Origin of the sequence: Methylotenera mobilis JLW8 (assembly GCF_000023705.1) — a bacterium.
GTDB lineage: Bacteria > Pseudomonadota > Gammaproteobacteria > Burkholderiales > Methylophilaceae > Methylotenera > Methylotenera mobilis.
Map to the genome: position 1 here is coordinate 169,004 of NC_012968.1, position 21,823 is coordinate 190,826.

A 21,823-nucleotide genomic window follows, 5' to 3' on the forward strand; every position below is an offset into this window, starting at 1 on the left:
CGTAAATACGCGTGTACCGCAGCTGCGGTAACGCGTATTTACAGTACTACTTCAGAAATAACAATTATTTGTTATAAATACCAAGCTTTTGTTCTAGGTAGTGAATACTTGTACCACCTAAATGGAACGCTGCATCGGCCATCAAGTCCGAGTGCAGAGCAATGTTAGTGCTAATGCCTTCAATCATCATTTCTGATAATGCGATGCGCATACGAGCAATGGCTTGTTCACGCGTATCACCGTAAGTGATTAACTTACCAATCATTGAATCGTAGTGCGGCGGTACGGTGTAGCCAGAGTATGCGTGCGTATCGATACGTACGCCTGGGCCACCAGGCATGTGGAACTTGGTGATTTTGCCTGGAGAAGGTACAAAGTTGTAAGGATCTTCTGCATTCAGGCGGCATTCAATGGCATGTCCGCGTAATTGTATGTCCTTCTGGCGGAACTTCAGTTTTTCGCCAGCTGCGACAAAAATCTGTTGCTGCACTAAGTCGATACCAGTAATCATCTCAGTGACAGTATGTTCTACCTGTAAGCGGGTGTTCATTTCAATGAAATAGAACTCGCCGTTTTCGTAAAGGAACTCAAAAGTACCTGCGCCGCGGTATTTGATCTTGCGGCAAGCCTCGGCACAACGCTCGCCGATTTTGTCGCGTAAACGCGCGTTAAGTAATGGCGCTGGTGCTTCTTCCAGAATTTTTTGGTGGCGGCGTTGCATAGAGCAATCACGCTCACCTAGGAATACGGCGTTACCATGTTGGTCAGCCAGTACTTGAATTTCGATATGACGTGGTTTTTCAAGGTATTTTTCCATGTAAACCATCGGGTTGCCAAACGCGGCTTGTGCCTCAGCTTTGGTCATGTTCACAGAAGTTAGCAACGCTGCTTCGGTGTGCACTACACGCATACCACGTCCGCCGCCACCGCCCGCCGCTTTAATAATGACCGGGTAGCCAATTTGCTTAGCGATTTTGATGATCTCGCTAGGGTCATCCGGCAATGCGCCTTCTGAGCCTGGTACGCAAGGCACACCCGCTTTACGCATGGCGTCTTTAGCCGATACCTTGTCACCCATCAGGCGGATAGTTTCGGCACGTGGGCCAATAAACACAAAGCCGCTTTGCTCTACGCGTTCTGCAAAGTCTGCGTTTTCTGATAAGAAGCCATAACCTGGGTGAATCGCCTGTGCATCGGTCACTTCAGCAGCACTAATCACCGCTGGGACATTTAAGTAGCTTTGACCAGAAGGTGCTGGGCCGATACAAACTGACTCATCCGCTAATTTTACATATTTAGCTTCACGGTCGGCTTCGGAGTGTACCGCCACCGTTCTGATGCCGAGTTCGCGACACGCGCGTTGTACGCGCAATGCGATTTCGCCGCGATTGGCGATTAAAATTTTGTCAAACATTGCCATGAAAGTGAATCCTAGTTTTTAAGTCTTAGCATTGATGTTAAGACTTAATGAATTTTAAGCAGTAATTGAATAAGCTAACCGCAATTAGCCCATGATATTAACCAATGATAAACAGTGGCTCACCGTATTCAATGGCTTGGCCGTTATCCACCAAGATTTTTTTGATAACGCCAGCTTTATCTGCTTCAATCTCGTTTAATAGCTTCATCGCCTCGATAATGCATAGTGTGTCGCCTACAGCTACCGTGTCGCCTACTTCAACAAACGCCTTAGCATCTGGCGATGGTGAGCGGTAGAAAGTGCCTACCATCGGTGATTTAACCGCGTGGCCTTCTTCTGCAGCAGGAGCAGCTTCAACAGCTACAGCTGGTGCTGATGCTTGAAATGCAGCAGGTGCTTGTTGCTGAGGAATATAGTGAGCGTAGTTTTGTGCCGGCATGCTGGCGGTGAAATTACGGCTGATGCGTACTTTTTCGCCGTCTTCTGTCAGTTCTAGCTCTGAAATACCTGATTCTTCTACCAGATCAATAAGCTTTTTAAGTTTACGTAAATCCATGATGACCCCTAACTAATTCGATATAAATTATTATTTTAAGAATGATTGATTTTTTCAATAGCGAAATCCAGTGCAAGTTCGTAACCTTTTGCACCTAGCCCGCTAATAATGCCTACAGCGATATCTGTAAAATATGAATGGTGACGAAATGCTTCTCGTGCAAACACATTTGACAAATGTACTTCTATAAATGGAACCTTAACCGCACTTAATGCATCACGCATGGCAACCGAGGTGTGTGTGAATGCTGCGGGGTTGATGATGACAAAATCTACGCTTTTTGTTGCAATAGACTGAATTTTATCGACAAGATCCGCTTCCGCGTTGCTTTGGAAGCTCTCTAATGTGATGTTAGCTAATTTTGCTTTGTTGGTTAGGGTCTGATTGATGCTATCAAGTGTAGCGTTGCCGTAATGTTGTGGCTCACGCAGACCCAATAGGTTCAGATTAGGGCCATGCAATACCAGAATGCTCTTAGCTGTCATGACAACCCACCTGTTTTAAACAATTTATGCATAAATTACGATAATTCATAGACGCGAGTTTGCCGAAGTTAATGGGTTTTGTCCAGAAACTTTAGAGAATTTAAGCGAATTTGCCTTAGTTGATTTCGTGAAATCTCTATGCTAAGTGGGTACTTAATTTCTGCGAAAATCCTTAGCTCAGGTTACAGCTAGCGTGTTGACGCAGGTATCAAAGGCTTGATGCTTGCTTCGATCATGGCTTGGGTGATGCGCCCAAAGTGGGCGTTAACAATATTTCCATCTGTATTAATAATCACGGTGTAGGGTAAAACGCCTTTGTCGTTACCCAATTGCTCGCCGAGCATGCTACCCGCAACATCGTTGGCGACTATTGGATAATTGACCGAGGTGCTTTTTAAATACTGAGCGACCTGTGCCGGCTCATCCAGTGCAATGCCTAACACAACAACGTTCTTATCTTGGTAGGCTTGCTGCAGCGCAATCAGTTCAGGCATTTCTTCACGGCATGGCGGGCACCAAGTTGCCCAGAAATTAACGATAATGACTTTGTGCCGGTATTGCCCAAGATCCTGCATTTTGCCATAGATGTCGGGTAATTTAGCTACATACAGGGCCGCGCCGCTCGGTTGGTTGTCGGCGTTCTGCTCTGCAATATAGCGCAATATAAAGGCCAGGCTCAACGCTAAGCAGGATGCTAGGGCGATAAAGAAAATAGATTTCAGTATTTTTTTTAGCATGCGATTGTTTCAGGTAAGCAGCTGCCGCGTTGATTTAACGTTTGCAGGAAGGTGTCTGCATCCTTGTAGCCGACTACTTTTAACTGGCTTTGTTCGTGAGCATTAGCATCAAAAAACACGATGCCCGGCGGGCCAAAAATGTTAAATTTCTGCATTAAGGCTTTATCGTCTTCGGTATTATTGGTGACATCGGCTTGCAGCAATACGGTGTCTTTTAAGGCGGTTTGCACGCGTGCGTCACTAAACGTAAATTGCTCCAGCTCTTTGCAGGCAACGCACCAATCCGCGTAGAAATCTAGCATCACTGGTTTGCCTCCTGCATTTTTCAGCGCGCTTTCTAATTCGGCAAGACTTTTAATTTGCTGAAAATTAAGGTTGTTATGCGGCTGTACTTTACTGCTGCTGGCGATTAGCCCGCTTAGTGGCTGCAATGGCGACTTGGCATTGGAGAGCGCGCCGATTAACAGTGCTAAACCGGTGATCACCATCATCACGCCTATGCCTTTCCAAAACTTGAGTGCGGCTTTGGCGCCAGTGGGTAGGCTATCTAGTGCGTGCATAAAGATGGCCGGTACTATCAATATAGCCGCCCATAACGCCAGCTGTACTTGCATGGGAATCACCGGGGAGATGAGCCAGATGGCGACGCCCAGCATCAGTACGCCAAATAAATTACGCACTGCGTTCATCCAGCTGCCAACTTTGGGTAACAACGTTCCGGCCGACGCACCTATCAACAGCAACGGCGTGCCCATGCCCACAGAAAGAGAGAATAGTGCTACGCCGCCTAACACTACGTCATTGGTTTTGCTGATATACAGTAATGCGCCAGCGAGTGGTGCTGCCACGCACGGGCTGATAATCAGCGCTGAAAGTACGCCCATCAGGAAGTCGCTAAAGAAGCGCCCGCCCTTGATGCGGCGGCTTAAGTTCATCAGGCCATTTTCCATGCCGCTTGGTAGCTTGAGTTCGTAAAAACCAAACATAGATAGCGCCAGCAATACAAAGATCAGTGCGCCAAAGCCTAAGGCCCACGGCGTTTGTAATGCGCTGCTGAGCATTTGTCCGGAAAGGCCAGCGGCGATACCGGCAAGCGTGTAGGTGAGACACATGCCCAAGGTGTAGGCCAGCGATAAGTTAAATGCATGTAAGCGTGTTACATGTGCGTTTTTGCCGATGATGATGGAAGATAGGATAGGAATCATCGGAAATACGCACGGTGTGAATGCAAGCAGTAACCCTGCGGTAAAGAAGCCAAGAATAATCAGCCACCATTTACCGCTTTTCAACAGGTTTGCGGCCTGGCTATCGCTGGCGGAGGCGTTGCTGCTATCTGCTGCGGTGCTTGGCGCTGCATTGTTATTAGGTATTGCGCCCGGGGTGATGCTGAAGCTTTTGTGCTGCGGGGCATAGCACAGGCCTTTTTCGCTACAGCCTTGGTAGGTGACTTTGAGCTGCAGTGGTGCGCTAATTTGCTCTTTTAGCTGCAAGTTTGCAGTGAAGTCCTGATGATAGACCTCCATTTGCCCAAAGTTAGGGTCATTTTTAATATCAGCTTTCGGTAATTGAGTATCGAACGTTTGTGCGGGTGTGAACTCAAACTTGGTGCGTGTTTTATATAGATAATAATTGGGGGCAACGGTGAAGTTAGCTCGTATGTTTTGCCCGTCTTGTTTAATGCTTACGCCAAAGGCAGCATCTGGGGATAGGAACTCGTCTTCTGCAGATTCTCCGGTGAATAAGTTTTTCAAACTGCTGCTTGCGTTGCCTGCATGACCGATGGATGCTGAGAGTACAAAAAAACTAACCAGCAAAAAATACGAGAATCTTTTAAACATTTTGTTCCTTACGCAGATAATTGCGTGCTTACCCATTGTAAATATTGAGGTAAGCCACCATCTACGTTGATAGAGATTATTTCAGGAAGTTCATAAGGGTGCGTTTTTATAATAGCTTCTTGCAGTGCATGATACTGTAATTGAGTGGTTTTAATAAGCACGGGGATTTCATGGTCGTGCGTGAGCTTGCCTTCCCACATGTAAGTGGATTGGCATGGGCTTAAAATGTTCACGCACGCGGCTAGCTTTTGTGTGACTAGCGTTTCAGCGATGAGATTGGCAGTGGCCGCATCTGGCACGTTGGTGAGCACTAATAAAATATTTTTTGGGTTCGACATTATTTTTTAGGATAGCAACATATGCGTTTGTTAATAGGTTTGATTTTACTCGCTTTTCCAGTGGCTGAGATATGGCTGTTAATTGAGCTGGGTCAACAATATGGTTGGTGGCTGCTAGTGTATCTGGTGGGTATCGCTGTGTTGGGTGTGCGTTTGATTCAGGAGGAAAAGTCTAAGTTTAGCGGGCGTATGATGCAAACGTTAAGTGCCGGTAACCATCCGATGAAAGCGATGTTTGGCAGTGCGCGCAATATTATTGCCGGCGTGTTGTTAATTATCCCAGGTGTGATTACTGATATCATTGCAGTGATACTACTGCTGGTGCCGATTAAAAACAGCCAGACACCCAATGCGCAGTCACCATACCAAGCCGGCCATGCCGCGAATGATGACGTGATTGAGGGCGAGTTCCGCCGCGAAGACTAAAATTCAGCAGAATAAAGATTCACGCGAAGATTAATTAAATAAACAGAAGTACATAACATGACACATCAAATTACTATTCAGCCAAGTGGCCATAGCTATCAGGCAAAAGCTTACGAAACAGTGCTTGAATCAGCCATAGAAGCTGGGTTTAATATTCCTTATGGTTGCCGTAACGGCGCCTGCGGTAGTTGCAAGGGCACGGTGTTAAGCGGTGAGGTGGATCATGGAGACTATGCTAGCAGTGCGTTGTCGGATGCGGATAAAGCTGCCGGTAAAGCGTTGTTTTGCTGCGCGCGACCGCTCACGGATTTAACAATAGAGTGCAGGGAAATCAACTCAGGCGTGATTCCGCCGCGTATCCTGCCTGCACGCGTGGAGCGCAAAGAGCAGTTGTCGCATGATGTTATGGCCTTGTTCTTAAAGCTGCCTAGCAGCGAGCGTCTACAGTTTATGGCAGGTCAGTATGTGGAGTTTTTGCTAAAAGACGGCAAGCGTCGCGCTTTTTCATTGGCAAATGCACCACATGCAGATAACTTGTTGGAACTGCATTTACGTTTGATTCCAGGTGGACAGTTTACTGAGTATGTATTTAACGAGATGCCGGATAAGGCGATTTTACGCATAGAGGCGCCGTTTGGTAGCTTCTACTACCGAAGTGACTCGGAAAAGCCGATGGTGATGGTGGCTGGTGGTACCGGTTTTGCGCCAATCAAGGCCATTATTGAGCACATGATACACAATGACATTAAACGCAAAGTGACTTTATATTGGGGCGCACGTGCGTTGGAAGACTTATACATGCCGGCGTTGGCGCAGGCATGGGCTGAGACTCATCCCAATATTGAGTTTATCCCGGTGCTATCTGACGCACTACCGCAAGATAATTGGCAGGGACGCAGCGGCTTGGTGCATCAGGCGGTGTTGGATGACTTTAGTGATTTAAGCGGTGTGGAAGTGTATTGTTGCGGTGCACCTGCCATGGTGGAGGTGGCACATGCTAGCTTCGCCCAAGCTGGTTTGCCGGAGGGAGCATTCTATTCAGATGCTTTTAACTACGCGAAACCTGTGCCTAGCGCACCCGGTGTTTAGCTCAGATTTCAAACTTGGCTTTAATCTAGGTTAAAGCCAAGTTTGCGCAAGGGGCTACCAAAGCCTGCGGTTGTTAGTCGGGCTTGCAGGCGTTTGAAATTAAACGTCGCTCTAACTTTAAACGCTAGCTGAGTATTAAACGTCACTTAGTTGGCGTTTATTTTTTTCTGCCGTAAGCTTTTGGATCAGTGTTTCCAGATCCGAGTTTTGAATCAATTCCTGTGCTAATTTTGCCGACGCCTCCGCGCTCTCAAAATCACCTGCCGCCAGTGCATGCATGCCTTCTAGTAGCGCGGTATTACCGGCTTTTAAGCGCAGAGCTTCTTTTTTGCTTCGCCTGATTGCGGGTAAGTGCCGGAGGAAGCGTAAAAATCTTAGGCAGTGGTGCAAGCCAAACACACTGAGTACAAATACGACTAAGAAGAAGTTGAACGAGATTTGGATACGATACGGTGAGCGTATGATCAGCACATAACCTTGATTGTTACTGGCTAGCCATACGATAAATATAATGGCGAGTAATGTGAACGCCCACCAGAAGAATCTATTTTTCAGCATGCTGGTTTACTCACTCAGATTACTCGTTTTTCTCAAGCATGAGTTTGTAGCTGTTAACCGCGGCCAAGCTGTCACTCAATTGTGGCAGTTCCAGGCTGATATTGTTGCTGGATAGCTTGTTCAACAGTACTAACGCCTTGATGGTATCCGGATGTTTGGTGTCAAAATATTGATTAAGCCACATTTTCACCATACCTAGGTCGGCTTTGTAGGTATTTTCATCGTGCTGCAACAAGGCAATACGTGCCGTGAGTAGGCGTAGTTTTACATTCTCGCGCAAATATAAGGCATGCTCAGGTGACAGCAATGGTGGCTCAGGCTTATCAATACGTTCTACCGTGACCAGGTTTTTAATGTCGTCCCAGATGGCCCACCAGAACTGTTGCGCGCCATGTAGTGATTGTGCCGAAGCCGGGATTTTACCTGCTTTGCTGTTTAGGGTAGGCTGGCGCTCGCTAATCAGCGGAATGCTACTGCATAGATCGGTAAGGTAAGAGAGCTGTGCGCTGAGTGCAATCATGTCGATTTGTGGCAGGTCACGCAGCGTTTCGATTTCAAGCTGCAGGGTTTGGCGTAGTTGCACCGCTCTTGGTAAGTCCAGTGGTTCTAGCCTGTGGTCTGCTGCCTCTAGTGCCAGTAATGCGGATTTAACATTGCTGGCGAGCTGCAACTGTTGCTTGGCAATGTTTAACAACTGTTCTACCTCAGCCACCGCGGTGGCTTCACGGTTTTCTGCAAGCTGGGTGTACAGGGTTTGTAGCGCTTCTTGCTGGTCACGAGATTCGGCTAATTTCTGCTCTAGAATCACAGTGCGTGCATTGGCTTGCGTACTGCGTTCTTCCGCTTGCTTGGCTAGGGCTAGGCTTTGCTGGTTGAGTGCTTGGTAGGCTTCAAGTTTGATGCTGAGTGACTTTTCAATCTCGTTGAAGCGGTGGCGTGTGTTTAGCCATTGCCAAGCCAAGGTTAAAATGGCGATGATAACCAGGATCATGCTGCCCACAGCTAGCATGGACGGTTTGGGTCTTGTTGCGAATGATGCGTCGGTGCTATTAGTCATGATGTTTTACAAGTTGTGCCAGGCATTGCAGCATGGCTTCATCTCCGGGTGCGCTGGCGACCAGTACTTTTAAGCCTAGCTGCCTAGGCTGCTCTGCGATTCTCTCATGATTTACGCATAATGTAACATGCGTTAACCATTCTGCGTGCGCGGCCAGTTGTAGCAAGTAGCGCATGGCTTCACTGCTGGTAACGATAACCGCGTCCAGTTGGTTTTGGCGCCATTGCGCTGCCAGCAGGTCTGCATTGTGCTGCGGATTGATGCGACGGTAGCTTTCCGCGAAATAAACGTCGGCGCCTCTGGCTTTCAGCGTGTCTGCCATTAGTTCGCGGCCGCCTACACCGCGAAATATGGCGATGGTTTGGGCTGAAACGTCTTGCAGCTCCGGTAGCGCCAGTAAAGTTTCGCTGTCAAAACGGGTGTGCGGCACCAGTACTTGGTGTGCACCATACTGCGCCAGGGCTTTTGCGGTCTGGTGGCCTATCGCGGCAAACTTTAAATGCCCAGGAATCTTGCCGAATTTTTTGATTAAACGCGGCATGGCGTAGTCCACCGCATTGGAGCTGATGAAAATCGCCCAGTCCGTGCGGCTGACGCGGTCGAGCTGTTGCTCAAACGCTTGATAATCATCCAAGGCGGCAATCGCCAGCAAGGGGAAAGAGATTGCGCTACCGCCATGCTGGGCAATGGCAAGGTTCAAACTCTCTGCCTGGTCTAGCGGTCGGGTGACCGCAATATGTAAGTTGCTCAATAGATGGTCGGTACGCATGGGTAAGCCGGTCTAATCTGATTAGCTAGGGTTACAGGGCAGCGAGAATCTTATCTGCGCCTTTGGCGACTAATTGGCTGGCCAGCGTTTTGCCTAGTGCTTCAGCATTGGCTCTGCTGCCAACCGCGGTTTCTATCAGCATTTGTTTGCCATCGACACTGGCTACAAACCCTGTGATGCGGATGCTATCTGCCTCACATACTGCGTAAGCGCCTAGCGGCACGGTGCAGCTGCCGGCAAGGGAGCGGCTCATGCCGCGCTCGGCTTCTACGCATACTTGCGTATCCGGGTGATTAAGCGGGGCGAGTGTGGCAATGAGGTCAGGGCGGTCTGCGCTGATTTCTATGCCTAATGCGCCTTGTCCCACCGCGGGAATACTATGCTCAGGTGCGATGAATTGACGAATCCTGTTGCCTAGTTCGAGGCGAATTAAGCCAGCGGCTGCCAGAATAATCGCTGCATACTGACCTTCGTCCAGCTTGCGCAGACGGGTTTGCAGGTTGCCGCGTAGCGACTCGATTTTTAAGTGTGGAAAGCGTGCCTGCAACTGGCTTTGGCGGCGTAAGCTGGATGTGCCCACGATGCTGTTGGCAGGCAGGTCTTCCAGCGTGGCATAGTCGTTAGACACAAACGCATCACGTGGATCTTCACGCTCGCCGGTTGCGGCAAGGATAAAGCCTTCTGGTAGGTTCATCGGCACATCTTTCATGCTGTGGACGGCCAGGTCTGCGCGGCCATCGGCTAGCGCGATTTCTAATTCTTTTACAAATAACCCTTTACCGCCTACTTTGGCTAAGGGCGTATCTAGGATTTGGTCACCGGTGGTGGTCATCCCCAAAATAGTGACTTCTGTTTCAGGGTAAAGTGCTTGCAGGCGACTTTGAATATGGCGAGCCTGCCACATGGCAAGCGCACTTTCGCGCGAAGCAATCACTAATTTTTTAGGCGGTGTGTGTAATTTTGAGTTTTGCATTTGGTGATTTTAACACAGCACTTGCAGGCAAGCATTAGGCGACGAAAGTTTCCGTTTCTGGTTTAAATGATGTTAGGCTATGTGCTAAGTTGATGACTTAGTTCAGATTAAATTGAAAAGGAAAGTACACTTTTAACAGCGTTAAGGAGGTAAGCATGCAATATCAATTTGAAGTTTTTATTGAATCCCTCAACCAGTTCTGGTTACAGCTTGTGCAATTTGTACCTAAATTATTAGCCGTGGTGGTGATTCTGTTTTTTGGCTGGATCGTTGCCAAGTTGGTGCGGCTGTCAGTGAAGCGAGTGTTGGTGCTTATGCAGTTTGATCGATTTGCACAGCGCTCTGGCCTTGAGGCTTTTATGAACAGCGGTAGCATGCATGTCACCATGAGCGGTATTATCAGCCAAGTAGTTTACTGGCTGGTGATTATTTTATTTATTACCACTGGTGCCAGTATGCTGGGGCTCAGCGAAGTGGCGACCCTATTACAGCAACTGGCGGGCTACTTGCCGCGCATTATTCTGGCGATTCTGGTGGTGATTTTTGGTACGCTACTGGCGCGCTTTGTGAATAAACTGATGTTTGCCTGGCTGCATAGTATTAAGTTCTTTGCGGCGCTTACTGTGAGTACTTCGGCGGAATATGGCATCCAAATCTTGTCGATATTTGTTGCGCTGGAGCAGTTGGGAATAGGCATGCAGTTGATACACTCCCTATTTGTGATCGTGTTCGGCGCTATTTTCCTGGCTCTGGCGTTAGCGTTTGGTTTGGGGGGGAAAGATTGGGCGGCTAAAACGATTGCCGAACTGGATGCGAATCGGCTTAAAAATAAATCGGCTCAGAAATAAGTAAACGAAGCGTTGATAAATGAAGGCGCGTGCGGTCAGGCGTCACACGTGCTTTATTTTTTTAGCGGTACGACTTTGTTTAGACGCTGTTTTGTTTAAAGTATAGTCTGACGAATCAAGTGCTGCTGTCTGCGGCTAACGCTAATGGTTTCAGGCACGTGCTTGAGTAATGCCACCCATTGCTTCTCCGCGTGTTCATCGTGGTGACGTTTCTCATAACCTAGAATATAGGCATTAGCGGCCAGGCAGTTACGGTGCAAGCGCGTAAAGATATGGCTGAACTCCTGCTCCAGATGCGAGAGGGACTCCTCAATTAAGTATTCCCGTTCGGCTGTGCGTACCGTGATGTATTTCAGCTCTGCACGCAGATAGATGATTTCATTGATGGGTACTAATAAAATACGGCCGCGTTCGTTAATGCTCAGGTGGGTGCGTTGAGGGCTGAGCGGCGTGAGTGTTTCCAATTGGCTAGGCTGTAGTGCGCGTGCTTTTTGTAGCGCGGTTTGCAGGCGCTCCAAGCGAATGGGCTTCAACAAATAATCTACCGCACTGATATCAAAAGCCTGTATGGCGTAGTTGTCATATGCTGTGGTGAAAATAATGGCAGGTGGTTGCGGCAGTTTCTGCAAATGCTGAGCGGCTTCTATGCCATCCATTTCTGGCATGCGGATATCTAGCAATACGATGTTAGCGGCGGTGTGCGTATCTGACGCCTGATTCACCACTTCTAGCAGCTCTTTGCCATTTCTAGCTTCTGCCATTATCTGCGTGTGGGGAATGTCACCCAGCAAGGTGCGCAGACGGCTGCGTGCTGGGGCTTCATCATCGGCAATAACAATATTGAGATTAGTCTGATTAAGCATAACTTTTTTGCTGCTGGCTCGGCAAAGTAATGTGTACTTGGTAAGTATCACCTACTTGTTTGCTTTTTAGTGAGGCTTCTAAATCAAAATGCAGTGTCAGCCGCTCTTTGATGTTCTTAAGGGCCATATTATTACCGCTATGGTGCTTGCCACGTAAGGTATACGGGTTCTTCAGCAGCAAATGTACCTCATTTTGCTTGGTATAAATCTGGATGGTAATCGTGCCGCCGCTGGCACTTGGCTCTATGCCATGATATACCGCATTTTCAATCAGCGGCTGCAATAGCAGCGGAGGAATTAAAATATCCGGCGGTACATCATCAATCAGCCATTCCACGTGCAGTCTTTCGTCTAGACGCAATTTCTCAAGTGCCAGATATTGGCGGCAAAGCGAGATTTCCTGCGTAATAGGCACTAATTCGCGATTTTCGCCCATCAATACGCGGAACAAATCCGCCATATCTTCCAGTGCGGTTTCGGCTTGTTTGGGTTGGTCGCGAATCAATGACAGTACTGCGTTTAAACTGTTGAACAGAAAGTGTGGGCGTATGCGTGCCTGTAGCGCCTGCAGTCTGGCTTCGGTCACTGCGGGGGAGTAGGCACGATGGTGCAGGTTAAAGTAATACAAGGTTGGTGCGCTAATCATCCACGCATATAAAACCATACGTGTGAGTGAGGGAAGTTCGGTAAAAATCCAGAACTGTGAGAAAAATGCATGCACCGCGGTAGCACTAAGTGCAATCAGGATTAAAATGGACAGAATCGCGCGACGGTAAGGCATTTTACTAAGTGGGTGATAGGCGCTGTAGAGTAAAAACAAACTAATCAGCAATATAGGCTGTGCAAAGGCAGAAGTGCCGGTGAGCTGGTCCATAAACGCGTTGATGCCATCAGTTAAAATAAAGGCACCCAATATCAGCGCCAAATTAGCGATGATGAGGATGCGTAATGCAACCCCTAAATTACGTAAATTGGGCAGGCGGCTGGTATTTTTCATCGGCTTTTTATCTGCATTTATATCGCCTAGCGTTATCGCTTTATCTTAAATGACTTTATTTTGCATTATACTAATGCATATAAGTATATTGTTATTAAGCATTTTTTTAATGTTGAATAAAATTTATACAACAATCGCAATTTAATTTCCTCAAGTGTAAAAATGAAAAGGCGCGTTTGGCTAAGGTTAACGCCGCAGCGTATGCTTTAAGCATTTTTAGCATGGAGAGGAATACGACAGTTAATACTAGATAGGCAAATAAAGTGACAGAGAAAATAAGTGCGCTCAATAAAAAAGATACCAGTTGGTCTGGGCGTTTTAACGAGCCGGTTGCGGAACTGGTGAAAAAATATACGGCATCCATTGGTTTTGATTACCGTTTAGCACCTTACGATATCGAAGGGTCTATCGCGCATGCACGCATGCTGAGCAAACAAGGCATTATTTCAGCGGCTGATTTCAGCGCGATTGAAACCGGCCTTCTGGAGATTCTTGCAGAAATCAATGCGGGTCAGTTTGAGTGGTCGTTGGATTTAGAAGATGTACATCTGAATATTGAAAAACGCTTAACCGATAAAATCGGTGATGCTGGTAAGCGTTTACATACGGGCAGAAGCCGTAACGACCAGGTGACCACGGATGTGCGCTTATGGTTGCGTGCGACTTGTCAGCAGGTGATTGCTGGTTTAGTTAACCTGCAAACCAGCCTTTTAGATTTGGCGGAAGCTAATTTTGATACGGTAATGCCAGGCTTTACCCATTTACAGGTGGCACAGCCGGTGACATTTGGTCACCACTTAATGGCGTATTACGAAATGCTGAAACGTGACATTTCACGTTTTGAAGACTGTCAAAAACGTTTAAATATGTTGCCTTTGGGGGCAGCCGCATTGGCTGGTACCAGTTACCCGATTGACCGTGAAAACGTGGCGGCAAGCTTGAGTTTTTCCGGTGTCTGCGAGAACTCACTGGACGCCGTGTCAGACCGTGACTTTGCCATTGAGTTTACCTTTGCGGCATCTACCGTGATGATGCACTTATCTCGATTGTCTGAGGAGCTGATTCTATGGAGTTCGCCAAGGTTTGCATTTATTGATATTGCAGATCGCTTCTGTACCGGCTCATCCATTATGCCGCAGAAAAAAAACCCTGACGTGCCAGAGTTGGTACGTGGTAAAACCGGCCGCGTGTACGGGCATTTAACTTCATTGCTGACCTTGATGAAAGGTCAGCCACTGGCCTACAACAAAGACAACCAAGAAGATAAAGAGCCTTTGTTTGATACCGCAGATACACTGCTAGTGACACTGGAAATTTATGCCGACATGCTGCGTTTGCCTGTGGTGGAAAACGGTGTGGTGGTGAAAGCTGGCTTTACCGTGAATAAAGAAAATATGCGTCAAGCGGCGAGCGAGGGCTTTGCTACTGCCACCGATTTAGCAGATTACCTAGTGAAAAAAGGCATGCCGTTTAGAGATGCGCATGAGGCGGTGGCCTTGGCTGTGCGCTACGCAGTAGACCAGAAAGTGGATTTAAGTGATTTGCCGTTAGCTAAACTGCAAGAGTTTGCACAGGAAATTGGTGATGACGTGTATGCCGTGCTGACCCTGGATGGTTCGCTCAATAGCCGTAACCACATCGGTGGCACTGCTCCTGCGCAGGTGAAAGCTGCCATTGCTCGTGCAAGAAAGCTGATAGAGAAGTAACTAGAAAAATAATAAGTGGGCTGGCATCAACTTGTGAGGCACTCATCGGTAAAGTGTCTGGGTTGATGCTGGTTTCACGTTCTAGGCGCTTATCGCCGTTTACAGCACGTCTTTTATAGCAAGTCATGCAGATTGAATTGCAGCTGTATCGCTTCGGCTTCAACTGCATGTGTGGCTTGCGATAATAGCCTGTTCGCTCCGTGCCGAAATTCAGTGGCAGCATTCATTCCTGCGTGATAATTACTCTAAAAAGAACTGCAGCAGTTCATTAAGGTAGCGTTGGCCGAGCAGGGTGGGTTTGATATAGCCATTTTCAGTGGTGAGCAGCTTCTTTTGCTGCGCTGCCTTGATTGCGGGTTGCAGCGTCATCAGGTTAAGTCCGGTGTGCTGTTGGAACAAAGTAAGCGGTACGCCGTCAATCAGCCTTAGCGCATTCATCATAAACTCAAAGCCCAGTGCATCCTGGCTGACGATAGATTCGCGCTCCACCGCATTACCCGCTAGCGCTTTTTCCATATAAGCCTTAGGGTGTTTAGGGCGGGTTTCCCTAGTAATTTTATCGTGATAGCTTAATTTGCTATGCGCACCAGCACCTATGCCTAGGTAGTCACCAAATTGCCAGTAATTCAGATTATGCCGCGCTTGGCTGCCTGTTTTGGCGAAGGCTGAGGTTTCGTAATGCTCATAACCGTGCTGTGCTAAAAAGTTTTCAATCTCTATCTGCATTTCCGCACTGGTGTCGTCATCAGGTAGGTTAGGTGGCGTGTGGTAAAACGGCGTATTCGGTTCCAGTGTTAGATGGTAAAACGAGAGGTGGTCAGGGTTCAGCTGTACAGCTTGCTTTGCGTCGGCCAACGCATCGGCTAAGGATTGCTGTGGCAAGCCATACATCACATCCAGATTTACACGGTCAAACGTAGCCAATGCCAGTTCGGCGGCTTTAATCGCCTGCTTGTCGTCATGGATGCGGCCTAAGGCTTTTAAATAGCCAGCATTGAAGCTTTGTATGCCTAGTGACAGGCGGTTGACCCCCGCTTGTTTATAACCGGCAAAATTGGCAATGTCCACGGTGCCTGGGTTGGCTTCCAGTGTGATTTCTGCATCATACTCAAGTGGGGTGAGCGCGCGTACCTGGCTTAAAATGGTGTCGATGGCTTCAGGCGAAAATAAGCTGGGGGTACCGCCGCCAAAGAAAATACTTTTGATTTTTCTGCCCCACACTTTGGGGGTGGAGAGTTCCAAGTCTTTAATCAGCGCTTCAACATAAGCTGCCTCCGGCAGTTCGCCATTTTTATAGCGACTTTCGTGTGAGTTGAAGTCGCAATATGGACATTTCTGTACACACCACGGGATATGGATGTATAAAGCCAGCGGCGGCGGATTGCTGAGGCCGGACAATGTGGCGGCGCCAGCGAGTGGTGCTACGGTATTAATCGGCTGCGTATTAAACTCAGCGGCTGCCTTGATTTCAATAATTTTTTTAATGGTGAATCACCTTTGGTAGGGATTGATCAGCGCGTCTACCAATTGGTGCAGTGCTTCTCGCATTTGCTGCTCGGATACTTCCATCAATAAACCGTCTTCTAGCGCATCTTGTGCAATCTGTTTCAGTTCATCAAAGTTTTCTGTCATCACTTTCACTTTTTCCGTGCAGGAGACTACGCTGCCATCATCACGTAACCATTTCGGCCATGCTTGTTCTGGCTTAGTCATGGCTTAGCCTTTCTAGCTTTTGCAGTAGTTTGGCCATGGCGTGACCACGGTGACTAATGCGGCTTTTAATATCTAACTGCAGCTCGGCCACCGTTTTGTCAGTTTTTGCATCCAAAAACAACGGGTCATAGCCAAAGCCATCCGTACCACGCAACTCATTCAGTATTTCGCCTACCCATTGGCCTTCTGCAATGATTGGTTCGGGGTCGTGTTCGTGGCGCACCAGTACCATCACGCAGTAAAAATGTGCATGGCGATTCGCTTCGCCCTGCAAAGCATTCAGCAGCTTTTGGTTGTTGCGCGCATCCTGGCTGAGGCTGGATGCTGGGTCTGCCTCGGCATAGCGGGCTGAGCGTACACCAGGCGCGCCCAGTAAGGCATCCACACATAGGCCGGAGTCATCTGCTAGTGCAGGTAAGCCAGTGTGCTTGCTGGCATGGCGTGCCTTGGCCAACGCGTTTTCAATAAAGGTGCAGTATGGTTCTTCGCACTCAGGCACATTAAGCGCTGATTGCGGGGTGATGGTCAGTGCTAGCGGGCTGAGTAAGTGTTCAATTTCACGTAACTTGCCTTTGTTGCCGGTGGCAATGACCAGTTGATTAAATGGGAGTGCCATATGCTTAACCGAGTGCTTTGTTCTGTTCAATAATAAGTTGCTGAATACCGTGGGCTGCCAAATCCAGCATAGCGTTCATGGCATCACGCGCAAATGGCTCGCCTTCGGCAGTGCCTTGAATCTCCACAAAGCCGCCTTTGCCTGTCATGACTACGTTCATGTCTGTATCGCAGTCAGAGTCTTCAATATAGTCTAAATCCAATACCGGTGTACCTTGATATACGCCCACAGAAATTGCTGCGACGGAATCTTTTAGTGGAGATTCGCTGATTTTACCGCTTTTCAGCAGAAATGAAATTGCATCGTGCAAGGCGACGTAGGCGCCGGTGATGCTGGCGGTGCGGGTGCCACCGTCAGCTTGAATCACGTCACAGTCAATTTGAATACTGCGTTCGCCCAGTTTTTCTAAATCGATAATGGCGCGCAGTGAGCGTCCGATCAGGCGCTGAATCTCTTGGGTACGGCCAGACTGTTTACCGCGAGCGGCTTCTCTATCCATGCGGCTGCCGGTAGAGCGCGGCAGCATGCCGTATTCTGCGGTAACCCAGCCTTGGCCTTTGCCTTTGAGGAAGCCAGGCACTTTTTCATCCACACTTGCGGTGCAGAGTACATGTGTGTCACCAAATTTCACCAATACCGAGCCTTCGGCATGCTTGGTGTAATGGCGAATAATTTCAACCTCTCTTAGTTGGTTGCAGGCACGTTGGCTGGGTCTAATATTTTGTTGCATGATTTAAATCCTGAAGTTTAATCTTGAAATTGCTAGTAAATGTTTAAACGCGCTTACTTTTGCGTAGCGCCTGTTGAATCTCGGCGATGGTTCTCTCGATATCATCATCGGAGAGGTCCAGACTGGCTGGATGATCCGGGCGTGTGATCGGGTTCATGATAGTGGTGGTGGCGCCCAATGGCATGGTAATGGTAGAAACTGCCAAATTACTATGCAGCTTGTCGCCCCATTGTAGGCCTATCGCGCTCATGTTGTCGCCGCGTTCTTGGCTAACGGCCTCTGCCTCGTCCAGCAGTATGGTCACGTTGTCCGAAATGGACGGACCATTTAGCATATGTTTGATTTGATCATCGCTAATTGCGCCCCACACACCGTCGGTGCAGAGCAGTACGGTATCGCCTTCTAATAGCTCTTGTCGATCTGACAGCGTGATTTTAGGCGGTACGTCACCGCCTAGGCAACTATAGACTTTATGGCGGTAAGGGTGCGTAGACATATCGCTTTTATCTATCATGCCGCGATTGTATAGCGACTGCACCACGGAGTGGTCTTCGGTACGATACAGTAAGTGACCATCGCGGAAATGGTAGAGTCGTGAGTCGCCAGCATGGGCGCAATACAAGATGCCGCGTTGCACAATCGCTGCCACGATGGTAGTGCGTGGTGCCTCCAGCATCTCACGCTCCTGCGTGATCTGGTCTATCATGTCGTGCACTTGCTGGATATGATCGGTGAGGAACTTGGCGGGGTTGGCGAGTGCAGGCAACGCTAAACGCTGAAACGCATCGGTCATGGTGGTCACGGCAAGTTGCGCGGCAACCTCACCGTGGCGATAGCCGCCCATGCCGTCTGCCACTACCAATAGTAGTGCATCTTTGCTGTAGGAGTAAGCGAGCCGGTCCTGGTTATATGGGCGTGGACCCTGACGGCTATTTTGGAAAATGGTAAATTTCATTGTGATTTATTACTGTTCAGCGATATCGGTTTATTTAGAACACTCATTACCCTATGCACCAGGCCTGCCTTTTTATCGGTCTTAGGCATGTTTTCCAGCAATGATTTTTGTAGTGAGAATACGCTTTGCGGGCGCTTAAGATAATCTAAGCTCAGGCACTTGTCGATGGTTTGCAGCAAGTCTTGTGAATAACGGTCTTTACCAATTTTCACTGCGGGTACCAGTAAATCGTTTTTAATGCGCTGATTAGCCGCCAGTGGCGAGGTGCGTGTTAAGCAGGAGTACATGGTGGCTCCTATGCTGTAAATATCGCTCCATGGCCCTAGTAGTTTTCTATCGTAATACTGCTCTGGCGGTGCAAACCCCGGTGTGTAGCTGGGGGAAACTTTGGCTTGATTCTCAGTGAGCGCCTGGCGTGATGAGCCAAAATCCAGCAGCACTGGTGAGCCGTCCAAGCGGATATAAATATTGGCGGGTTTGATATCCAGGTGCAACAGTTTTTGCGTGTGTACTTCACGCAGGCCGTTGGATAGCTCACTGAACACGCGGCGGATAAACTTTTCTGACACTGGTTCTGATTGGCTCAAGATGTACTCTTGCAGTGATTTGCCACGCTCGTACTGCATCACCATGTAGACAGTTTCATTGGCGCGGAAGAAATTAACCACGCGTACTATGTTTTTATGTTCAATTTTTGCGAGCGCCAAGCCTTCATCAAAAAAGCATTTCAGGCCGTGACGAAACAACGCTACATCTTCGGCATTCGGCAGCACGGTAGCACTATCGGCACGGGTGGCGATGGAAGTCGGTAGGTACTCTTTGATTGCGACAGTGTTTTTGTCTTTATCGCGCGCTAAATAGACAAAGCTGAAGCCACCAGAGCTTAGCACTTTGGTGATTTCATAGTCATGCAACTTGTAACCAGCGGTCAATGCGAAATTGGCTGATGTTAAATTCTTGGCAGAGGTCACTTTAATTGATTTCTATGAAATTGATTTCTAAGATGATATTTACCATTAAGCCTGTGTGCCGGTGGCATGCAAACTTGAATTGTCAGGGTGGGTTACTTTTGTCTAAATTTACTACAGCAATATAACGCGTAATCGGCCGAAGTTAAAGTTTTTTGATGCAATGTTTAGATTTAGCATGCGAGGTTGTGTGTTGATGAAACTTTTAGTGCTTAATGCCTAGTATTTGATACCATGATGCCAATTTATTTTATTCATTGGAAAATCTGAAGATGATTTTTAGCATGACGGGTTTTGCGGCATTAGAGCAGCCGATAGAAAATGCCACTTTGTTGTTAGAGCTGCGTGCGGTCAACAGCCGCTATTTAGATTTACATTTCAAGTTAGATGAAAGCGTACGTAGTTTAGAGCCGACGATACGCGAGTTGATTGCAGCGCGTCTGAGCCGTGGCAAAGTCGAGTGTAAGGTGAATCTGATTCAGCGTTCACAATCTAAACAGACGCCTGAGTTGGATGAGCAGTTAATGCAGCAGCTGGCGACATTACAGGCCAAGACGCTTACGCTGTTTCCAGAAAGCCGTCAGCTTAGTGTAGCTGATATTCTGCGCTGGCCTGGTGTGGTGATGCAGGATGGGCTAAGCCAGGAGTCTTTGATTGAGGACGTAAAACAATTAGTAGAGCGTGGCCTGCAAGACCTGAATGCGTCACGTCAGCGTGAAGGGGAAAAGTTAAAAGCTATTATTCTGGATCGCGTTCAGCAAATTGAAGCTTTGGTGGCCAAGGTGAAGCCATTATTGCCAGCCTTGAATAAAGAGTATCAGCTAAAGCTTGAGCATAAGCTGCACGAAACCTTAAAAACTATCGACCAAGACCGTATTGCACAAGAGCTGGTACTGTTTGCACAGCGTATTGATGTGGATGAAGAGTTAGGCCGCTTAACTGCGCATGTGTCAGAAGTTAAGCGCATTTTAAGCAGCGATGTGCCAGCCGGTAAACGCCTAGACTTTCTGATGCAGGAGCTGAACCGTGAGGCGAACACCTTAGGCTCTAAGTCAGTATCCGTGCAGACAACACAAGTGTCGATGGAGCTGAAAGTGCTGATTGAGCAAATGCGTGAACAGATTCAGAATATAGAGTAAAAATCACCCCAATTCATCTTTCGTATTTACATCCAAAGCCTCATTTAATGCGGCTTTGGGTTGTGAGCAACTTCGTTAGAAGTTGAATAGCCTGAGTTTACTTAGTCCGTGAGAACCTAATGTCGCTATTTTTAACGGTTCCATGCTCGTGCAGTCTTGCATGAATTAGAGTTTCTAACGATTCTCTTAAGGGGTCAATTTCCTTGGTTAAACTTTCCCAACTTTTACTTTGCATTTCCCAATCATTGGCTTCGTGACCTACCTGTTTTGTAACCATGGTATTACGGAGTAATCTGGCGATATCCACAAAATCTTTTTTTATCGCGGCGGGAAGGAAAATACCATTCTTTTCTACATAATCCTGATAGGCAAAAATTGCTTTTCTACATTCATGAAGACGGCGCCAAAAATCAATATTAGTAAAAACATCTAATTTCTTTGGAGCGGCTTTGATTTTCTTCTTATCTACATCAGTTAGTGCGCTACTTTGTAAATATTCTTCTAGCCTGTCATTGTCCATTCGATCTAAATCAGGGTATTGTTGCATGGGTGATGAAAAGCTCGCTAAATGCTTGTATGCTTCATCTAATAGTGACCAAGCTTTTGGTAACGTATCAAACTCTTTTTCTTGAATTTTAATAACAGCACTTAACATAGAGTCGATTTCAATTTTAAGCCGACTTAACTCAGTTGCTTGTTCATGGCGTTGCCTTTCTAATTGCTCTTTAAATTTGCTATCAAGCCATTTTTCACCTAGATTTTTATATAGCAAAAATGCAATTGCAGCGCTCCCGCCACCATAAGCAACTATCTTCCCTAAAAATATTAATGCTATGTCCATGAGCGTCCTAAATTTGATTTAAATTTTTTAGATAGAATAATTCATAAATAGCGTAATAAGCTATGCCATCTTTGTATCAAATAGCAAATGCAGTCTTTCACAGTAAAGTTTCTATCCTTATCTGCAGTCGTCTGACTTAGTAGTTAAGGATGACGTTGTTATTAAGATTGTTGCACCAAGCCTGCACACTAATCTTGCGTA

General features: G+C 47.5%; 24 protein-coding genes. 5 read left to right on the forward strand and 19 right to left on the reverse strand.

Annotation, left to right across the window (positions count from 1 at the left end; genetic code table 11):
• Positions 1–64: 64 nt before the first annotated feature.
• The 6 genes from accC to cutA all read right to left on the reverse strand — a co-directional run bounded on the left by accC (position 65) and on the right by cutA (position 5,374).
• A complete protein-coding gene (gene accC, locus MMOL_RS00760; protein WP_041928622.1) occupies positions 65–1,414 on the reverse strand; it encodes an acetyl-CoA carboxylase biotin carboxylase subunit in 1,350 nt (449 codons plus the stop codon).
• 103 nt (positions 1,415–1,517) lie between these two features.
• Complete coding sequence (gene accB / locus MMOL_RS00765; protein ID WP_012777523.1) at positions 1,518–1,976, reverse strand: acetyl-CoA carboxylase biotin carboxyl carrier protein; 459 nt, start codon at positions 1,974–1,976, stop codon at positions 1,518–1,520.
• A 35-nt stretch (positions 1,977–2,011) separates the two neighbouring features.
• Positions 2,012–2,461, reverse strand: a complete 450-nt coding sequence (gene aroQ, locus MMOL_RS00770; protein ID WP_012777524.1) for a type II 3-dehydroquinate dehydratase — start codon at positions 2,459–2,461, stop codon at positions 2,012–2,014.
• 188 nt (positions 2,462–2,649) lie between these two features.
• Positions 2,650–3,198: a TlpA family protein disulfide reductase gene (locus MMOL_RS00775; protein WP_012777525.1), complete on the reverse strand. Its 549-nt coding sequence runs from the start codon at positions 3,196–3,198 to the stop codon at positions 2,650–2,652.
• Complete coding sequence (dsbD, locus tag MMOL_RS00780; protein ID WP_012777526.1) at positions 3,192–5,036, reverse strand: protein-disulfide reductase DsbD; 1,845 nt, start codon at positions 5,034–5,036, stop codon at positions 3,192–3,194. Before dsbD ends, MMOL_RS00775 begins: the two co-directional genes overlap by 7 nt.
• 8 nt (positions 5,037–5,044) lie before the next feature.
• Positions 5,045–5,374 carry a divalent-cation tolerance protein CutA gene (cutA, locus tag MMOL_RS00785; RefSeq protein ID WP_012777527.1) on the reverse strand — a complete coding sequence of 110 codons (330 nt, stop codon included), beginning with the start codon at positions 5,372–5,374 and terminating at the stop codon, positions 5,045–5,047.
• A 21-nt stretch (positions 5,375–5,395) separates the two neighbouring features.
• Between cutA and MMOL_RS00790 the strand changes: the two genes are divergently transcribed.
• Together MMOL_RS00790 and MMOL_RS00795 are read left to right on the forward strand one after the other, a co-directional pair.
• Positions 5,396–5,800, forward strand: coding sequence for an FxsA family protein (locus tag MMOL_RS00790; RefSeq protein ID WP_012777528.1), 405 nt, complete (start codon positions 5,396–5,398; stop codon positions 5,798–5,800).
• Between the two features lie 57 nt (positions 5,801–5,857).
• Positions 5,858–6,889, forward strand: coding sequence for a CDP-6-deoxy-delta-3,4-glucoseen reductase (locus MMOL_RS00795; RefSeq protein WP_012777529.1), 1,032 nt, complete (start codon positions 5,858–5,860; stop codon positions 6,887–6,889).
• 135 nt (positions 6,890–7,024) lie between these two features.
• Here MMOL_RS00795 and MMOL_RS00800 read toward each other — a convergent pair whose 3' ends face one another.
• The 4 genes from MMOL_RS00800 to hemC are packed head-to-tail and all read right to left on the reverse strand — an operon-like array spanning position 7,025 to position 10,246.
• Positions 7,025–7,447 (reverse strand): heme biosynthesis HemY N-terminal domain-containing protein, encoded by a 423-nt coding sequence (locus MMOL_RS00800; RefSeq protein WP_012777530.1) that lies wholly within the window; start codon positions 7,445–7,447, stop codon positions 7,025–7,027.
• Positions 7,448–7,466: 19 nt separating this feature from the next.
• Positions 7,467–8,504: a uroporphyrinogen-III C-methyltransferase gene (locus tag MMOL_RS00805; protein WP_012777531.1), complete on the reverse strand. Its 1,038-nt coding sequence runs from the start codon at positions 8,502–8,504 to the stop codon at positions 7,467–7,469.
• Entirely contained in the window at positions 8,497–9,273 is a 777-nt protein-coding gene (locus tag MMOL_RS00810; protein ID WP_012777532.1) for a uroporphyrinogen-III synthase, read from the reverse strand. Before MMOL_RS00810 ends, MMOL_RS00805 begins: the two co-directional genes overlap by 8 nt.
• A gap of 31 nt (positions 9,274–9,304) precedes the next feature.
• Positions 9,305–10,246, reverse strand: coding sequence for a hydroxymethylbilane synthase (hemC, locus tag MMOL_RS00815; RefSeq protein WP_012777533.1), 942 nt, complete (start codon positions 10,244–10,246; stop codon positions 9,305–9,307).
• A 155-nt stretch (positions 10,247–10,401) separates the two neighbouring features.
• Between hemC and MMOL_RS00820 the strand changes: the two genes are divergently transcribed.
• The gene (locus MMOL_RS00820) at positions 10,402–11,094 is read left to right on the forward strand and encodes a mechanosensitive ion channel family protein (RefSeq protein WP_012777534.1); all 693 of its coding nucleotides are present in this window, start codon (positions 10,402–10,404) and stop codon (positions 11,092–11,094) included.
• A gap of 95 nt (positions 11,095–11,189) precedes the next feature.
• Here MMOL_RS00820 and MMOL_RS00825 read toward each other — a convergent pair whose 3' ends face one another.
• Both MMOL_RS00825 and MMOL_RS00830 read right to left on the reverse strand, forming a co-directional pair.
• Complete coding sequence (locus MMOL_RS00825; protein WP_012777535.1) at positions 11,190–11,957, reverse strand: LytR/AlgR family response regulator transcription factor; 768 nt, start codon at positions 11,955–11,957, stop codon at positions 11,190–11,192.
• Positions 11,950–12,954: a sensor histidine kinase gene (locus MMOL_RS00830; RefSeq protein WP_012777536.1), complete on the reverse strand. Its 1,005-nt coding sequence runs from the start codon at positions 12,952–12,954 to the stop codon at positions 11,950–11,952. Before MMOL_RS00830 ends, MMOL_RS00825 begins: the two co-directional genes overlap by 8 nt.
• Positions 12,955–13,217: 263 nt before the next feature.
• Here MMOL_RS00830 and argH point away from each other — a divergent pair, with 263 nt between their 5' ends.
• Positions 13,218–14,660, forward strand: a complete 1,443-nt coding sequence (gene argH / locus MMOL_RS00835; RefSeq protein ID WP_012777537.1) for an argininosuccinate lyase — start codon at positions 13,218–13,220, stop codon at positions 14,658–14,660.
• A gap of 240 nt (positions 14,661–14,900) precedes the next feature.
• Here argH and hemW read toward each other — a convergent pair whose 3' ends face one another.
• The 6 genes from hemW to MMOL_RS00865 form a co-directional block, all read right to left on the reverse strand.
• Complete coding sequence (hemW, locus tag MMOL_RS00840) at positions 14,901–16,058, reverse strand: radical SAM family heme chaperone HemW (protein ID WP_012777538.1); 1,158 nt, start codon at positions 16,056–16,058, stop codon at positions 14,901–14,903.
• A 93-nt stretch (positions 16,059–16,151) separates the two neighbouring features.
• A complete protein-coding gene (locus MMOL_RS00845) occupies positions 16,152–16,373 on the reverse strand; it encodes a hypothetical protein (protein WP_012777539.1) in 222 nt (73 codons plus the stop codon).
• Positions 16,366–16,989, reverse strand: coding sequence for an RdgB/HAM1 family non-canonical purine NTP pyrophosphatase (rdgB, locus tag MMOL_RS00850; RefSeq protein WP_012777540.1), 624 nt, complete (start codon positions 16,987–16,989; stop codon positions 16,366–16,368). Before rdgB ends, MMOL_RS00845 begins: the two co-directional genes overlap by 8 nt.
• 4 nt (positions 16,990–16,993) lie before the next feature.
• Positions 16,994–17,719 (reverse strand): ribonuclease PH, encoded by a 726-nt coding sequence (gene rph, locus MMOL_RS00855; protein WP_012777541.1) that lies wholly within the window; start codon positions 17,717–17,719, stop codon positions 16,994–16,996.
• A 43-nt stretch (positions 17,720–17,762) separates the two neighbouring features.
• The gene (locus MMOL_RS00860) at positions 17,763–18,674 is read right to left on the reverse strand and encodes a PP2C family protein-serine/threonine phosphatase (RefSeq protein WP_012777542.1); all 912 of its coding nucleotides are present in this window, start codon (positions 18,672–18,674) and stop codon (positions 17,763–17,765) included.
• A complete protein-coding gene (locus MMOL_RS00865) occupies positions 18,671–19,645 on the reverse strand; it encodes a serine/threonine protein kinase (protein ID WP_012777543.1) in 975 nt (324 codons plus the stop codon). Before MMOL_RS00865 ends, MMOL_RS00860 begins: the two co-directional genes overlap by 4 nt.
• A gap of 269 nt (positions 19,646–19,914) precedes the next feature.
• On the opposite strand from MMOL_RS00865, the gene MMOL_RS00870 reads away from it, so the two are divergent.
• Entirely contained in the window at positions 19,915–20,781 is an 867-nt protein-coding gene (locus MMOL_RS00870) for a YicC/YloC family endoribonuclease (protein WP_012777544.1), read from the forward strand.
• Positions 20,782–20,878: 97 nt separating this feature from the next.
• On the opposite strand, the gene MMOL_RS00875 is transcribed toward MMOL_RS00870, so the two are convergent.
• On the reverse strand, positions 20,879–21,622 hold the full coding sequence (locus MMOL_RS00875) for a hypothetical protein (RefSeq protein ID WP_012777545.1): 744 nt from the start codon (positions 21,620–21,622) through the stop codon (positions 20,879–20,881).
• Between the last annotated feature and the right edge of the window lie 201 nt (positions 21,623–21,823).